Consider the following 15,994-nt stretch of genomic DNA (forward strand, 5'->3'; position numbering starts at 1 on the left):
GTGCCCAGTATCTGGACAAGGAGGCGCGACCTGACGCCTTTCCGACATCTATTGCCATGTTGCTGGGGAGTACAGCACCTAGACCTCTGGGATTGCTCATTTCAAACCTTTAACACAAAGGTACTTCATCAAATTTTGGGCGCTTACAATAATGAATGACGACACTTCCCAGGCGAACAATCACCTGTTTGACCTGTTCATTCTCGCTTTATCCGTTTACGTCATTGCCGCTCTTATTCTGCAGGAGAGTATGGTCTTAGATACAGAGACGATTATGCTCTTAATCTACGCCGATACCGCTGTATGTGGCGTATTTTTTATTGAATTTCTCATTCGGTTCATCAAAGCAGACAACAAACTTGCCTTCATCAAATGGGGGTGGATTGATCTCATCGCCAGCATTCCGATGGTTGATCCTTTGCGTTACGGTCGTATCATCCGTTTATTCAGAATAATAAGGGCCTTACGCGCCTCACATTCCATTATCAGATACATTTTTGACAGGAGGACAAATAGTGCTCTTACGCTGGTTTTTATCAGCTCTTTACTGATGATCATTCTGGCCGCTATCGCTGCTCTGCAAGTGGAGAAGAGTGCTGAGGGAGCTAATATCCTACACTTGAAAGATGCGATCTGGTGGGCCTTTGTAACGGTAACCACCGTCGGTTATGGGGACTTCTATCCTGTGACACTTGAAGGGCGTATCATTGCAGCCTTCTTGATGACTGTGGGTGTCGGCCTGTTTGCTTCCCTGACAGGAACGATTGTTGCGAACTTCTTCAGGCATTCAGAAAGCGAAAAAGACCAAGTTGAGCTACAAGCCTTGCTCTAAAGACTTGATCTGCTTCAACTGGAACTTCAGACCATGAGAGGTGAGTTAAATCAGCGAACAGACGTTGACGCCCAATAGAACGCTAAGAGTCGGACCGGTTTCATACCCCTGTAAATCTAAGTGCGGCTGCCTACATAAGGGGAGCGCCCATTCGTTTCATGGGCTCGGGCACATCGGGCAGGGTTGATTGCTTTAGTTCGGTAGTTTTTACACGCGTTATCTTGATATCCTGACGCAGATTTGAGGCTGATAAATGCTTACAACGACCACACACTCCATCGAGGGCAAAGAGAATTCCGATTACAAAGGTATTGTTCACGGGGAAGCAATCCTTGGGGCGAATGTCTTTAAAGACCTTTTCGCCGGTATTCGCGACATTGTTGGAGGTCGTTCTGGGGCATACGAAGATGAACTCAAGAAAGCTCGCCAGATCGCCCTTCACGAGATGACTGAAGAAGCGACCCGGTTTGGTGCAAATGCCGTGATTGGAATCGACATTGACTATGAGACAGTCGGCAGCAATGGTTCCATGTTGATGGTGACTGCAACTGGTACGGCTGTTAGTTACCGCTAAGTTCTTGCGGGGCAGCTTCTGCCCCACAACTTCTCCAAGTCGATGACTTGCAAAGGAACGCTATCTGTTCAAGGTTGGCTAATGAGATTCTTCTTAGTGGACTGACCTTGATGAGCGCACCCCTCGTTTCCCCCAGAGACAACATTGATGATATCGCCGAACGCCTGCTCAACGGGCAACGTGCTGCACTTGCGCGCGGGATCACGCTTGTTGAATCCAAAAAACCAGAGCACCGGGTCCTCGCAGAAGCGCTCCTGACCAAACTCATGGATGCAACTGGCAAGGCCTATCGAATTGGCATTACTGGCGTGCCGGGGGTTGGTAAGTCCACGACAATTGATACCTTCGGTTCTAATCTGACTGCCGCAGGGCACAAGGTCGCTGTTTTGGCCGTTGACCCCTCTTCCACGCGCACTGGTGGTTCCATCCTGGGTGATAAGACCCGAATGGCCCGATTGGCGGTTGATCAGAATGCATACATACGTCCCTCCCCCTCTGCTGGAACACTTGGCGGCGTTGCCGCAAAGACGCGTGAGAGCATGTTGCTGTGTGAGGCAGCCGGTTTTGATGTAATCCTAGTTGAGACTGTAGGCATTGGACAATCAGAGACAACTGTTGCGCAGATGGTTGATTTCTTCCTCGTTCTTATGTTGCCTGGGGCTGGCGATGAGCTGCAAGGTATTAAAAAAGGCGTCCTTGAAATCGCCGACCTTATTGCCGTCAATAAAGCTGAAGGCGATGGTTTAATCCGCGCGCGCTCTGCCGCGTCTGAATACCGGGCCGCCTTAAATATATTGGCACCGCGCTCGAAACACTGGTCGCCTCCTGTGGTCACAATATCTGGTCTGGCAAACGAGGGGCTTGATGATCTCTGGAGCCAACTCAACATTTTCAAGGAACGCATGCAGGCCAGCGAGGATTGGGAGAAGAAGAGATCCGAGCAGCAGCTTTCATGGATGTGGGGCTTATTGAACGAAAAAATGCAGACCGCTTTGCGCGCAAATCCTGAAATTAGGGCTGCACTCCCAGATGTAGAACGAGACGTACGATCTGGAAGTCTGCCTGCAACAGCAGCAGCGAGTATGCTGGCAAATCTATTCAAGATCTAAAACGCTGGGTTATGGCACGGGGGCGAGATGGCGGATAAACAAGAGACCCTTTCAAGACGCACCCTTCTTGGCGCTGGGATTGTTGCAAGCGCTGCTCCGCTCGTGTCAGCTCAGCAGGCTCAGGCTTTGCCTCGCGTTGGATCAGCTGTCCTAGAGATGCCTGCACCACCTTCTGCGCAGGATACTTCCCAAGCGTTGCAAGCGGCAATCAATGAAGCAGCGGTACAAGGGCGCATTTTGCAGCTGGGTGCCGGTATCTTTTCGTGTTCTGGACTTTCTCTTCCAAGCCGGCTGGTATTACGCGGCGTACCCGGCCACACACGGTTGCTCCTTAATGGCGATGGCCCGTTGGTTAAGAGTGCTGGTACACACCATATCCAGCTCACGGGACTGATCTTTGACGGAGCACACCTTCCGCTTTCAGATGATGTCTCTGCTCTCTTGGCGTTCTCCAGATGCGAGCACCTTACCGTCAACTCCTGTGAGATTAACCGGAGTGCGGCATCCGCTTTCTTATTGGAGCGTTGTTCCGGTTCTATCACGGGAAACAAAATACAAGACATCGAGAGGGTTGCAGTGCTGAGCTATAATGCTAACGCGCTCACCATTGAGGGGAACAACATTAGAGATTGCGGTGATGGCGGAATTTTAGTTCACCGGTGGTCACAGGGCTACGATGGCACACTCGTTTGCAACAACCGGATTTCGCAGGTCTCATCAAAAAATGGCGGTACTGGTCAGAATGGCAACGGTATCAATATATTTCGCGCAGATGGTGTAACTGTTTCAAACAATAAAATCAGCGATTGCACTTTTTCCGCTATCCGCTCCAATGCTTCCTCCAACATCCAAATTCTTGGAAACACCTGTCATCGCTCCGGCGAAGTGGCCTTGTTTGTTGAGTTTGGCTTCCAAGGTGCAATCGTCAGCAATAATCTGATTGAAAAGGCAGCAAACGGTATCTCGATCACGAACTTTCGTGAGGGTGGGCGCCTTGCCGTTTGCTCCAACAATATCCTGCGCGATATTACGGGCACCGGGCCTTATGCGCAGAACAATCCAGAGTTTGGCGTTGGTATTGCTGTCGAGGCCGATACAAATGTTATAGGCAATCTGGTTGAAGGAGCGCGTGTCACCGGCATTAGACTGGGTTGGGGGCCGTATATGCGCAACCTGATTGCCGCGCAAAATACAGTTAGATCAGCACCTATCGGAATATCTATCAGCTTTGCTGCGCAGAAGCAGAGTGCGCTTATTTCTCAGAATATCACGGCGAACTGTGCCGTGAATATCGCCGGGTTCGCATGGGATGAGCAGGTCAGTGGTGATATCGCACTTTCACCAGATGAGCTGCCCCTCATGGTTCGCGTGACGGATAATATTGCCAGCGCTCTTTAGGGGGACAAGGCAGGGGAAGTCCCCCTGCCGATACTTGCTTAAGCCTAGAGCGCTTTAAGGAGGCGCTTGATGTCTTCAACCGGGCGCACCTCACCAACCAGAATATCGCGGCGGTTCATCAACTGTTGATGTTCCCAGGCGTGCAACCCTTTTTCTTCATCCTCAGACAGCGGCAGAAGTGAGCGAATAACAGAGGCCATCATGACTTCTGCACCGCGCTCTGCGCCATCATCACACTTTAAGGTCACACCAAAGCCCAGCTCTGGCAGAGCAGCACAAAAGACACCTTCAGCGCCAACTTTCACAAAGACACGGCCTTTGAAGATATCCATGATCTCGGTACAGAAGCGATTTTTACCGGCGACCATGTAAGGTTCATTTACGCACGCCTCGTAAAGCACTTCGGTTGCATTTGCGCGCACAGGGTCGAGGCCAACACCAGTTGCAAAGCGGGCAAAAGCTAGAGCTGTTTTTTGCTGTTCCATAGCATAGGTTGGAATGGAGCATCCATCTGTGCCACAGGTATCGCGGCCCAAAATGCTGCCGCCCATTTGCTCCAGAACATTGCGTATTTCTGCTTGGACCGGGTGGTCATAGCCAATGTAGTTATCGGTTGAAACGCCGAGCGTTTTTGCCATCGCCAGAAAACCAGCATGCTTACCTGAACAGTTATTGTGCAACTGGCACGGGCTCTCATCGGTTTTGATGAGCTTGACGCAGTCATCCATATGCTTTGGCCATTGCGTGCCGCACATTAGGTCTTCTTCTGTCAAGCCTGCTTTAAACAGCATGATGCGCGCTGAGTTGGCGTGTGTTTCTTCGCCATTGTGGCTTGCACAGGCGAGCGCCAGTTCAGCGTCGTCGAATGCCAGCGCTTCTGCAGCGCCAGATTCCACCATCGGAATAGCCTGAAGGGCCTTGATCGCTGAGCGGGCGAAGATCCCCTGCTCCACATCACCTGCGCTGAATGCCAGCTTGCCATCCGCATCAACAATGGCAATTGAACCGCGGTGGCGGCTCTCGACAATATTGCCGCGTGTCACTTCGACGAGTACGGGATTATCCATCAATTCTCACATGCAATGTTTGGATCAAAGCAGCCCGTATGTGTCTGACACTATGCGCACTACTTGCATCTGTTATTCTTACTTCATCAACGGCCCTGGCCTACGCCATGCACTAGGCTAGTGTGCCCAGCCACTTTTGTAACCGTCCTAGAGCTTCTTCCAATACACTGTTCTTTTTGCAAAAACAAAAACGAACAAATGTTTTTGGCCCTTGTGTTCCATAAAATGCAGAGATTGGCACGGCGGCAACGCCTGCTTCCTCAACCATTTTCTGGCAGAACTCAACGTCATCGCCTGTAAAGCTGAGCGTCGAGAAGTCGCAGGTCACAAAATAGGTTCCTTCACATGGCAATACATTAAACCCCATTTCTTGCAAGGGTTTTGAGATCAAATCCCGCTTTGCTTTGAGCTCACCTTCGAAGTTTATGTAGTAGTCATCTGCTTTATTCAGCCCGCAAGCGACGGCTTTTTGCAGGTTTGGCGGCGTGGTGAAGGTGATGAACTGGTGTGCTTTTGCGATCGGTTCCAGCAAGTTTGGCGCTGCTGTGATGTAGCCAACCTTCCAACCCGTGAGGGAGAATGTTTTACCGGCAGAGCCGATGCGAATACAGCGCTCGCGCATGCCTTGGAACGTCATGAGGGGATGGTGTTTTTCGCCGTCAAACACAATGTGCTCATAGACTTCATCGCAAATGGCGTAACAGTCGTGTTCGATGCAAAGGTCCGCGATGAGCCGTAGCTCTTGAGTGGTGAACACCTTTGCGCTGGGGTTCATTGGGTTATTAAGCAGGATCGCTTTGGTTTTGCTGGAGAAGGCCTTGCGCAATTCTTCTTCGCGCAGCTCCCAATTTGGCGGGGTAACCTTTACAAAAACCGGAGTGGCGCCTGCCCTTTGCGCCAGAGAAAGGTAACAATCATAGAGCGGCTCAATGAGGATAATCTCATCGCCTGGCTCTACCAGTGCAAAGATGGTGTCTGCCAGTGCTTCAGTCGCACCTGAAGTGACCATAACCTCTGTTTGCCAATCGACATCGAGGTTGTAAAAGCGCTTATTGTTGTCCGCGACAGCTTGTCTGAGCTCCGGCACGCCAAGCATCGGTGGGTACTGGTTTGGCCCTTCCATCAATGTGTCGGCTGCTACTTGCCTCAGATCTTGTGGGCCGTCGACATCCGGGAAGCCCTGTCCCAGATTAATGGCCTGATGGGCTATTGCCAGACGAGACATGCGCTCAAATACCGTTGTTTCCAATCCGGTAAAGACAGAGTTTGTCGGCTTCATCTGGTTGCTCCTTGCCTTAAGATGCTTTTAGCAAGACGACAAGCTAACGACTTGCCTGTCTTCTGCAAAGTCCGCATAGGGAGCAAATACAGCGTGTTTCCACATAGGAATACACTTTGGGTAAGGTGAGGCTGTCTTTCTGACTTCTTTATCTCGTGAAAACACGAATGGAAGCCTGCCGGTGGTGTTGAAAGCATAAAAACCCGCGAAACGCGGTGTGGCAAGGAGAACAGGCGGCACCGATGCTATATATAGTTTAGTTTCTTCGGCAACGGCTGTTCACCTTACCTGGGCACTTTAGTGTGTAGAACTCGACGCATACTCAGCAAGGCGTGATGTTCAGTTGCATGAAATGACAGACACGCCTGCCTATCTCAGCTCTCTGCCTAAATCAGGTGTTCCCTATTTAGAATTGTCCCTGTCACCGCCAAGCAGATTGCCCCCTTGAGCCATGCGGTCTCACTCAAGGTTTGCGTCACCCCGGACCGCTGAAAAGATACGACACCTCGTAGCAGCAGCCCCACACAGCCACAACACATGACGGACGACAGGCCATGGCCTTTTTCGTGGGCACAGTACTAAGGATATCAGTTCGCCGTTTCTGGAATCCATCACTTCGATGAATCAAAGTCCAACCATGCACAAACATTTTACCTGGCTCATCAAATGGAGCTCTTCAAACTCGCAATTCGTTCTCTACCCAGTCACACGCCTGAGGTCAGGTCGGTTCCAAGTCGTCAGGACAAATATTAACGCTAGAAAAACAGAGGCGGCGGCGACAAAGAACGGCAATCGGACGTCGATTGTCATCAATCCACCACCAATGAGAGACATCACCCCAGCAGACAAGCATAGTATAGATGTGGTTATGCCCATAACCCAACCCTGATCTCCATCACTCACGCAGCGTGAGAAGAAGCCGAGGAAGGTTGGGTATGTGATCCCAAAACAGAAGAAATAGAGAAACACCGGTAACATACTGAGCAAGGCTGAAGGGATCAGTGCAAACGTGAATACGCTTATCGCCATGATGGGCAGCAGGGAGCAAACAAGACGCTTGCGGCCAATGAATCTTTGTGATGGGTTAACGAGGAGGCCGCTAGAGATCGCAAGCGCGACACCCACAACGAGCATGGCACCACTATCGCCAACAACACCATAGTCGAATGTACTTGTTAGGAAATTGACTACGAACACAAAAAAGGTTTGGTTCGCAATCATCAAGAGGATGAAAACGGGTAGCAGTTTCATGACCAGAGGGTGGGCTCTCACCCGCACCATACCGCTGTAAAGATCACTGACATGAAAGGAGAAGGGAACCCGCTCACGGCGGACATCATGATAAAAAACTGAGATCAATCCTATGGCAATACACACCAGAAGTGTGGCTGCATAAAATGGCAAGGTGAGGCTCGCATATGCACCAATAAACGCCTGCCCAGACAACACAGCGCCGATGATAGGACCACCTACAAGACCAAAACTGGCCCCCATGATAATGTAGCCTATGTTACGGTCTCGGTCGGCTTCATCTTTACTGACATCGACCATGGCCGCCTGCGCAATTGCCTGGTTCCCTGCTGAAAAACCTGTAATCATGCGGCCAATAACCAGTAGCCACAAACTGTTGATATACAACGAAAGAATCGTAAGGATATAACCGAACAAAGCGCCCACCAGACAAAGCTGAAGTGCCTTTTTGCGGCCAATACCATCTGAAACCTTCGAGAGATAAATAACTCCTACAAACCAAGCTAGAAAGAACAACCCAATCACAAGCCCATAATAGAAGTGTCGGAGAGCAACCGGTGTATCCACCGCTAGAAAATTTGTCGTGGGCTCCATAATCAAGACGTTGACAATCGGAAAAACCAATCCCTGACTGATCAGGTCAACAAAAACTATAAACAGCAGAGCAACCTTGGCCATAAAGGACATGCAATACTCCTTAAACCCCTGAAAGCGCCAAGAGACTGACCAAGCCGGCAAAAATCCCCAGATCGTAAAATATTTACCTGAGTGCGTCCTGCCTCATCAGCCTGCCTCAATTGCAGCTTCGTCAACAAGCGGCATAGCCCATCGGACTACCCCTGCAATCCAAAGGAAACCGATGATCCCACCCAGATAGACATTCATCGTTCCTCCTGGTGCGATAAAGCCAGTCGACCCAAACACTGTAACTGTTTCAACAGCCTGCTCTGCAAAGAAAACGATGCTCAACCACTTGAGCCAGTTCGGTATGATTGAAGACCTACCAAATCCGAGTGCAGCGATGGCCACAGCCATGGCAGTTGTCGAGCCGTTGACCAACGGCCCCCAGTAAGATGTAATGCTAAACAGCGCTCGCGCAGTCACCGGATCAAGCCCCTCTGGGTGATAGGCTAGCCCAGCCCAGAACCATGCCTGAACCTGTGCAGTCAGAGCAAAACCCAGTACACCAGCCAAGAAAATGAAACAATGAGGCTTGGGCAGAACTGCAGACACTTGACCAGCGAAAATCGAAAGGCCAAGCGAGAAAAACGCTGCCGTCCAAGCATATATCCTGGCGTTTGCACCATGCTTAGTAAACCATTGAACGACTTCATCCCCCCCAGAATCAATTGTCGGGAATCCATTTCCAAGGGCAACGAAGCTCGAGACGTAGAAACTAAACGTGACCAGAATGTTGATGAGCAGCACACGCGATGATCTCATTTTTTTATCCCCTTCATGCTGCATAAGCGCGAGAAAAACCAAAACTATTTGATTTTCCCCCAGCTACTCGGTGATGCTCAAGTGTCTGCTAGGTATTGCGCTCCAAGTTAACATCTGAGTAAATTTGAGGACCATATTTTCCTAAATGATCACATCGCAGATTTCACACCGCAATAAACAGCTGTAATGCAGCCTTGTCAGAATAAACTGGGCAAGGGCTTTGCATAAAACCCATGCAAACACACTTCCCAGGGTATGTCGAACCATGGAATTTAAACTCAATAAAGTCTTCAAAACAGTTTGCGATCAGAACCTCGATTTAATCGCTCAGTCCAACTATGGAATTGGCCTGTTCTCCTAAATTTATGCATCGCCTTGTGATAGCAGTCAGCTCATGTTCTTGGATCATCTAGACTTGTCATGGGGTTTGTCCTTTTAAGGGGAAACCAAAAGATACCAGGGTTTCAATGATTGTCTTGGTTGTTTCGCGTGCAGATATATGTTGGTCTTGCACAATCAATTGCACATCAGAGTTCAAAAGCTTCTCAGCACGATTAAGGAAAGTCCGTCGTAGATCGGGGTCTTCAATTGCTCCGCCGACACAGTCTTGATGTGAAAAACCACCAAGTGGCACAATCAGGGCACGAGGGCCAGTAGCAGTATTGAGGCTTTCGATCAGAGCTTCAGCAACAACTTCCATTTCCTCCGTCTCTAATTTTACATGGGTAAAGAAACCTGAGTGGGCATAGTGTGGTCGGCTAAGGTATTCTTTCGATAACGTTGAAAGCTTTCCAAGCCCAAGAAAGTTAATTGCTCCAGGTAAGACGATCCTGGGTTTCGCGTGACCAGCAGAAAATCGGTCTGGCATCGATGCGTGCACACCGGCCAGATGAAGCCGAGTTATTTCGTGGGGTGTCAGATCGATGATCGCACTGAATTCTCCCTCAAGAGCAAATCTTGAAAAAGCAGCGCCTCCATAGCCATTAGAGTGAAATACGGTCACTTTTTGACCCTGCATATCTAACGCAGACATAAGTCGTGAGGCTGCTGCTTCTGTCGCTCCAAGTGCTGTTAAGGCCACGGTTTTTACTGGATTACTGTCTATAGTCGAGCTGGTGAGCTTATAAAGACCGGCAGTTGCCGCTGCTGCATTTTTCAGCACTGCGCAAATAATTGGATTTAATCCGCAGACATCTGCAAGTGTCGGTATAACTATTATAGATGTATCAGCAATAATAGGTCGCGGATCAAAAGATAAGGTCGTCAAGAGAACCTTTGGAAGCATGGCAGGCATCTGTGTCATTACACGGAGTGAAATTTCGGCACCAGTTCCTCCACCAATTGCAATCATAACTTTCAATTGTTGGGGATCAAGCTTGCCAACGTAATCAAGCGCTCTTTGAGATGCTTTATCCATTGCCGCCAGTTTTTCCGGTCCAGAAAGGACTTGTCCATCGCTCCACAATGAAACATCCAGTATCTTTGCATTAACACCATATACAGCTAGTTGCTGCTTCAGAAAGTCTGCTTCGGCATCTTTAGTTTCCAGTGTTGCCAATAAAATTGCTTGTGCCTCAGTCATGATATCAGTCCTCCTGCAAGAATGCTGGATCCCTCGGGGATTTCAATATTCCGCAGAGTGCCTGTTTAACATAGTACTTGTAAGCCCACGTCTTTTAGAGTGGATTGATGCATCCAATTACCCGCGGTTAGTCTTTCATGTCGCCTGACTTTTTCAGAGTGGAGACATAGGCTTTTATCTATCAGTGTTCATGCCTAAGGCTATATGATTAGTTGCACCGCTAGGGGTATTATCAAAGCGGAACCGAAGCCCGAGTAATTCGTCGCAGGAACTTACTTTCCTTGTTCACCGCGTCAACTACAACCCAGAATAAGTATGCTCGATCCTAAACATTCCATGCTCGATTGAGCCGGTAGGACTACAAGCCATTTCAATTTCTACCTTCAGCGCGACCCACCTTGCACTTTTTAGTAACTTCCAGAAATTCGTTGGACCAGCTTTAATAAAGCCCTTGCGAGATACATTCCTGAGGATAGGCGAAGCTTTCCTTACCGCTGAAACCGGCTAGCACGATACAGATTTCATCTTGAGTGGAAATAGCTCGCGGTTCGTGCGGTCTGCCCCAACGTCTCACTCCTGTTGTCGTCATAGGCCAAAACATTGTTTTACCCAAATCAACCGGTCTGGCCCATAAGACATCGACGACCCAGAGGCTAAGGATACAGGCTATTACTTGCTATATGATCAGCAAGATGGTCGGATATACACGTTAGATCCTTTAGGAACGTGTCGGTCAAAAAAGCGGTAGAGTGTTAAAAAGTCTACTCCATTGCGATGTGGAGCAGACGCATTACATTTACGTGCCTACAAAGGTCGTAGTTTCGCAGAGTTGCTTAATTCCATTTCTGAGAGTGCTTTGTTCACCAGGATCGAAAGAGTTCATTCTTTACAAATAACACTCATGATAGTCTGAACGTTCACGATTAAGGTTTGTATTAGGGTTTTATCACCTAGGAGGCGAGATGCCGCGTATCCGGCTTGAAAACCTTGTGAAGAGATACGGTGACTTTGAAGTTCTGCACGGTATCAATCTGGAAATGGAGGAGAACGAATTTACGGTTTTTGTCGGACCATCCGGGTGCGGGAAAACTACCACATTGCGCATGATTGCCGGCCTGGAAACAGTCAGCGATGGTGAAATCTATATTGGCGACCGACCAGTCAGCCAACTGGAGCCGAAGGCCCGTGACCTCGCAATGGTATTCCAGGACTATGCGCTCTACCCGCATATGAATGTCGCAAAGAACATGTCCTTTGCCCTCCGGCTGCAGAGACGTCCACGCAAGGAAATCGACGAAAAGGTCGGGCTCGTCGCAGAGATGTTAGGCCTTACCAAGTTTCTTCATCGCAAACCCGGAGAATTGTCCGGAGGTCAGCGTCAGCGCGTTGCTATGGGGCGGGCCCTGGCACGGGATGCTGGAACCTTTCTTTTCGATGAACCGCTCTCGAATCTTGATGCCAAGCTACGCTGTCAGATGCGGGCGGAGCTGGCGATTATGCGCCAGAAGGTCCGCAAGAACATGATCTACGTTACCCACGACCAGATCGAAGCCATGACGCTCGGCGACCGGATCGTAGTCATGAATGGTGGTTACATACAACAACAGGGAACACCGGAAGAGCTATTCAAGCAGCCTGCTAACAAGTTTGTCGCTGGTTTTTTAGGCTCGCCACCCATGAACTTTCTCGGTGCGAAGATCCAAGACCTCGGCGGGCAGGTCTTTGTCAGTGGGGACGGATTCGAGGTCGCCTTGCCGGAGGAGAGAGCCTCGGTGGCGTTGGGCCATTCCGCAAGTTCCGTCATTTTGGGGATTCGCCCATCCGACCTACATTTCAGCCCTCACGCTCCTGACCACGAAGCGATTGACCTGAAAGTGATCGTCTCCGAATACATCGGAGCGCAGTCGGTTCTTCTGTGCAACTGCGGTGCTCAAAAAATCGAAGTCGAATTGAAATCGGAAACGCCCATCGCTCTGGGTGAGACGCTGAGATTTGCGGTCAACAGGGAGGCTATTCACTTATTCGACAGCGAAACAGAAGTTGCCATCGGGTGACCTGAACCTTGACAAAAGAGAGAAAAGAATGTCGAATTTTTGGAAGATGCCAGTCAGCGCCGTTGTCGCGGTCGCACTGAGCACCGCCGCGGCCCTAGCCAACCCGTATAAAGCATACGAAGGTGAGACACTGGTGGTGAATTTCCCGGCGCATCCGCATTTTGATGCCGTGAAGAAGGTCCTGCCGGAATTTACCAAAGAAACCGGCATTCAGGTCGAAGTCGACCAGCTCCAGTATTTAAAAATGCGTGAGCGCCAGACCCTAGAGCTGACCAAGAACAAGGGCGATTACGATCTGATCGCCTATGTGGTCTTTTCCAAGGCTGATTATGTCTATGCCGATCAGTTGGAAAATCTTGCGCGCTTCTTCATGAACCCTAAGCTGGCAGACCCGAATTATGACGCCGAAGATCTGATCGACGGGTACGTTGCCAACATTGGCATTGCTGGCGGAAAAAAGGGGTACCTGCCTGGTCCGACAGGCTCACTGTTCGGTCTGCCATTCGGCTCTGAAACGTCCATTCTCGGTTATCGCAAGGACATCTTCGACAAGCATGGACTGAAGGTTCCAGAAACCTATGACGAACTGCTGGAGTTGGCCTGTAAGATCCCGGAGCTGGAACCGGGAATGGGCGGTTTGGCGTCACGTGCGGCCTCCGGCCACCACGCCAGTCATGCGTTCCTCCTCCATCTTGCACCACTTGGAGGACGTATCTTTGATGATGATTGGAACCCCATCGTCAACAATGAAGCTGGCGTTAAGGCAGCAGAGGCGCTCAAAAAGATTGTCGACTGTGGTCCGGAAGGTGCCAAGACCTTCGGTTTCGCGGAAGCTGGTGCCTCGTTCCTTCAGGGCAATTCGGCTATGTTCCTAGATTCCACCGTTTTTGCGGGTCAGGTCAATAACCCTGAAAAATCAAAAGTGGTCGGTCTTGTTGAATGGGCGCCACATCCGGTCGGTGTCAGGGCAGGATCCCAGACTGGCGGGTTCGGCATCGGCATTCCAAGAAACGCGCAGAACAAAGACGCTGCCTTCCTGCTGATGCAGTGGCTGACCTCCAAGAAAGCCGACAAGCTGATTGCGCTGGCAGGTGGGAACCCCGTCCGTTACTCCACACATGCCGATCCAGACGTGAACGCGAAGTTCCCGTACATGGAAACATTTGGGGAAGCCTTGAAGAATGCCGACCCGGACTGGCGCCCTATCATCCCTGTCTGGGGCAAGATCAATGCAGATCTTGGAACTACACTCTCAAAGATCATTGTTGATGATGCCCCGATCCAGCAGTCGCTTGACGGTGTCGCGGAGCGCACCAGGGGTCTGATGGATGAAGCAGGGTACTATACCTGGTCCAAGTAATAACGGATCTTCCGAGCGGCTTCGCCGCTGGGCTTTCTAGAGAGTAACTGAAAGTGATCGGCAATGAGTCTTGCAATCAAGGCCAATCGGCTGACCCCATACATGTTTCTGTTACCGGCGGGGATCGTTATGATCCTCGCACTGCTTTACCCCATCGGGTACATGATCTACGCCAGCTTTCTGGACTGGAGCCCAAGCCAGCGCATCGGTCAAGCAGAGTTCATCGGCATTCGGAACTACATCAACCTTTTGGGCGATGCAGCTTTCCGGGAAAGTTTCTGGGTAACGATCCGCTTTGCCGCAATCGTTGTGACGCTGGAAATGATCGTGGGGGTTGGTTTAGCTATGCTGCTGGACCGAAACATTCGTGGGATGGTGCTACTGCGCACAGTTTTTATTCTGCCCATGATGATAGCGCCGATCGTTGTCGGTCTAATGTGGCGGTACATGTTTCATCCGACGGTTGGAATTTTTAACCGCATGCTCAAGAGCTTCGGGTTTGAAGGTATTCCCTGGCTGGCTGACAGCACTTGGGCCTTCATTGCAATTGTCATAGCTGACGTCTGGCAGTGGACACCCTTCATCTTCATCCTCGCACTTGCCGCCACACAGTCATTGCCGCGCTCGGCTCTGGAGGCTGCGGAAATCGACGGTGCAAATGAGTGGCAGAAGATCGTGATGATCAAGCTGCCGCTGATGATGCCAGTGCTCATCGTCACTTTGATGTTGCGTCTGATCGATGTGTTCAAGGTATTGGAAGTTATCCTCGTTCTGACCAATGGGGGGCCGGGTCTTTCCACCGAGATTCTTGCCTTGAGGATCTTCAGAACCGCTCAGGAGTTTCAGGAACTGGGCGAGGCCGCTGCGATGTCAAACATGCTCTTGATGATGCTGATGGTACTAACCATTGGAATGTTTGTATATAACCGGGTGAAGGAAGCCCATGTCGCACAGCGACGTGCAGTCATTGAAAAGGACAACGACTGATGGCAGTTAGAAAAGAAATCCAGAACCCAGCATTCTACGCCCTGATCGCCGCGTTGGTTGTAATGAGCGTTGGCCCGATTGCTCTGATGTTGGCGACATCCTTCAAGACCAATATAGATGTATATGACGCATCTGTTCCGGCCTTTTTCTTTTCGCCAACGATCAAGAATTACGAGACTGTTCTCTGCAATTTCCTCTGGTATGAACCAGCACATGTTGACTATTGCGATCCGACTTTCGGTCGGGCCCTGAACAACTCGCTGATTGTCGGGCTGCTCTCGACTGGGCTGACGCTGACGATCGGCTGCATGGCCGCCTACGCCTTGGTGCGGTTCCAGTTCATGGGACGCGGGACGGTGTCCATGGGCACTTTGCTGATGCGCATAGTGCCACCAGCTGTTCTGCTGGTACCGGTCTTTGGTATCTGGACTTTTCAGTATGGTCTCGACCAGACCTATGCCGGGATCATTCTTATCTATACGGCGATGAACCTACCTTTCGTGATCTGGATTCTGCAAAGCTTCATCGTCCAGGTACCGATTCAACTGGAAGAAGCCGCCCGAATGGACGGGGCAAATCCCTTCCAGGTGTTCTTCTTAGTCGTCTTGCCTATCATTCAGCCCGGGCTGGCTGCAGCTGCAATCTTCACTTTCCGAATTGCATGGAACGAGTTTTTGCTCGCCAATGCGCTGTCGGGCCGCTCGACACGCACGGCGCCGGTGACGATCGTCAATTCGATTACCGAATATGACATTGACTGGGGTGTTATCATGGCAACGGGCATGCTTTTGGCCATTCCACCGATCCTGTTCACCTTCGTTGCGTCGAAACAAATCATCACCGGCATGACCGCAGGAGCCGTCAAGGGATGATCTGAAACCGATCGTTGCGTATCGACCTTTGAAAAGCAGCAAATATCGCAAAGCGTCTTTTCTGATCTCAACATCTTCCTTTTTATGCCTTCAGCATCAAGTTGGATAAGACCGCCGTAAAGTTGAGGTTGAACTCGGATTGGGGTCTCCTCAGATCAATGCCAATGTGCGTAATGCCCTACTTGA

13 protein-coding genes are annotated in these 15,994 nt (G+C 50.3%); 8 read left to right on the forward strand and 5 right to left on the reverse strand.

All coding sequences use genetic code 11. The annotated features are described in order from the left end of the window. Positions 1-151: 151 nt before the first annotated feature. The 4 genes from BMZ51_RS02370 (at position 152) to BMZ51_RS02385 (ending at position 3,913) form a co-directional block, all read left to right on the forward strand. Positions 152-832 (forward strand): ion transporter, encoded by a 681-nt coding sequence (locus tag BMZ51_RS02370; protein WP_068002970.1) that lies wholly within the window; start codon positions 152-154, stop codon positions 830-832. Between the two features lie 253 nt (positions 833-1,085). Beyond that, positions 1,086-1,406 (forward strand): heavy metal-binding domain-containing protein, encoded by a 321-nt coding sequence (locus BMZ51_RS02375; RefSeq protein WP_068002967.1) that lies wholly within the window; start codon positions 1,086-1,088, stop codon positions 1,404-1,406. Positions 1,407-1,516: 110 nt separating this feature from the next. Beyond that, on the forward strand, positions 1,517-2,515 hold the full coding sequence (meaB, locus tag BMZ51_RS02380) for a methylmalonyl Co-A mutase-associated GTPase MeaB (protein ID WP_068002964.1): 999 nt from the start codon (positions 1,517-1,519) through the stop codon (positions 2,513-2,515). Positions 2,516-2,542: 27 nt separating this feature from the next. Further along, complete coding sequence (locus tag BMZ51_RS02385; protein ID WP_068002962.1) at positions 2,543-3,913, forward strand: TIGR03808 family TAT-translocated repetitive protein; 1,371 nt, start codon at positions 2,543-2,545, stop codon at positions 3,911-3,913. Positions 3,914-3,957: 44 nt separating this feature from the next. On the opposite strand, the gene BMZ51_RS02390 is transcribed toward BMZ51_RS02385, so the two are convergent. The 5 genes from BMZ51_RS02390 to BMZ51_RS02410 all read right to left on the reverse strand — a co-directional run bounded on the left by BMZ51_RS02390 (position 3,958) and on the right by BMZ51_RS02410 (position 10,535). Continuing rightward, entirely contained in the window at positions 3,958-4,980 is a 1,023-nt protein-coding gene (locus tag BMZ51_RS02390; RefSeq protein ID WP_068002959.1) for an asparaginase, read from the reverse strand. Between the two features lie 112 nt (positions 4,981-5,092). After that, positions 5,093-6,259, reverse strand: a complete 1,167-nt coding sequence (locus tag BMZ51_RS02395) for an aminotransferase (RefSeq protein ID WP_068002956.1) — start codon at positions 6,257-6,259, stop codon at positions 5,093-5,095. A gap of 696 nt (positions 6,260-6,955) precedes the next feature. Next, entirely contained in the window at positions 6,956-8,197 is a 1,242-nt protein-coding gene (locus tag BMZ51_RS02400; protein WP_068002952.1) for an MFS transporter, read from the reverse strand. Between the two features lie 96 nt (positions 8,198-8,293). Then, entirely contained in the window at positions 8,294-8,953 is a 660-nt protein-coding gene (locus BMZ51_RS02405) for a hypothetical protein (RefSeq protein ID WP_139201327.1), read from the reverse strand. Positions 8,954-9,371: 418 nt separating this feature from the next. Continuing rightward, a complete protein-coding gene (locus BMZ51_RS02410; RefSeq protein ID WP_068002946.1) occupies positions 9,372-10,535 on the reverse strand; it encodes a Tm-1-like ATP-binding domain-containing protein in 1,164 nt (387 codons plus the stop codon). A 962-nt stretch (positions 10,536-11,497) separates the two neighbouring features. Between BMZ51_RS02410 and BMZ51_RS02415 the strand changes: the two genes are divergently transcribed. From BMZ51_RS02415 to BMZ51_RS02430, 4 genes are all read left to right on the forward strand, one after another. Beyond that, positions 11,498-12,589, forward strand: coding sequence for an ABC transporter ATP-binding protein (locus tag BMZ51_RS02415; RefSeq protein WP_068002943.1), 1,092 nt, complete (start codon positions 11,498-11,500; stop codon positions 12,587-12,589). Between the two features lie 28 nt (positions 12,590-12,617). Next, on the forward strand, positions 12,618-13,949 hold the full coding sequence (locus BMZ51_RS02420) for an extracellular solute-binding protein (protein ID WP_068002940.1): 1,332 nt from the start codon (positions 12,618-12,620) through the stop codon (positions 13,947-13,949). A gap of 63 nt (positions 13,950-14,012) precedes the next feature. Beyond that, entirely contained in the window at positions 14,013-14,936 is a 924-nt protein-coding gene (locus tag BMZ51_RS02425) for a carbohydrate ABC transporter permease (RefSeq protein ID WP_068002937.1), read from the forward strand. Then, positions 14,936-15,808, forward strand: coding sequence for a carbohydrate ABC transporter permease (locus BMZ51_RS02430; protein WP_068002934.1), 873 nt, complete (start codon positions 14,936-14,938; stop codon positions 15,806-15,808). Before BMZ51_RS02425 ends, BMZ51_RS02430 begins: the two co-directional genes overlap by 1 nt. The last annotated feature ends 186 nt before the right edge of the window (positions 15,809-15,994 follow it).

The organism is Pseudovibrio axinellae (assembly GCF_900110875.1).
Taxonomy (GTDB): domain Bacteria; phylum Pseudomonadota; class Alphaproteobacteria; order Rhizobiales; family Stappiaceae; genus Pseudovibrio; species Pseudovibrio axinellae.

Coding starts and splice junctions, on each gene's coding strand:
- BMZ51_RS02370 (WP_068002970.1), top strand. CDS start 152: ATGAATGACGACACTTCCCAGGCGAACAATCACCTGTTTGACCTGTTC.
- BMZ51_RS02375 (WP_068002967.1), top strand. CDS start 1,086: ATGCTTACAACGACCACACACTCCATCGAGGGCAAAGAGAATTCCGAT.
- meaB (WP_068002964.1), top strand. CDS start 1,517: ATGAGCGCACCCCTCGTTTCCCCCAGAGACAACATTGATGATATCGCC.
- BMZ51_RS02385 (WP_068002962.1), top strand. CDS start 2,543: ATGGCGGATAAACAAGAGACCCTTTCAAGACGCACCCTTCTTGGCGCT.
- BMZ51_RS02390 (WP_068002959.1), bottom strand. CDS start 4,980: ATGGATAATCCCGTACTCGTCGAAGTGACACGCGGCAATATTGTCGAG.
- BMZ51_RS02395 (WP_068002956.1), bottom strand. CDS start 6,259: ATGAAGCCGACAAACTCTGTCTTTACCGGATTGGAAACAACGGTATTT.
- BMZ51_RS02400 (WP_068002952.1), bottom strand. CDS start 8,197: ATGTCCTTTATGGCCAAGGTTGCTCTGCTGTTTATAGTTTTTGTTGAC.
- BMZ51_RS02405 (WP_139201327.1), bottom strand. CDS start 8,953: ATGAGATCATCGCGTGTGCTGCTCATCAACATTCTGGTCACGTTTAGT.
- BMZ51_RS02410 (WP_068002946.1), bottom strand. CDS start 10,535: ATGACTGAGGCACAAGCAATTTTATTGGCAACACTGGAAACTAAAGAT.
- BMZ51_RS02415 (WP_068002943.1), top strand. CDS start 11,498: ATGCCGCGTATCCGGCTTGAAAACCTTGTGAAGAGATACGGTGACTTT.
- BMZ51_RS02420 (WP_068002940.1), top strand. CDS start 12,618: ATGTCGAATTTTTGGAAGATGCCAGTCAGCGCCGTTGTCGCGGTCGCA.
- BMZ51_RS02425 (WP_068002937.1), top strand. CDS start 14,013: ATGAGTCTTGCAATCAAGGCCAATCGGCTGACCCCATACATGTTTCTG.
- BMZ51_RS02430 (WP_068002934.1), top strand. CDS start 14,936: ATGGCAGTTAGAAAAGAAATCCAGAACCCAGCATTCTACGCCCTGATC.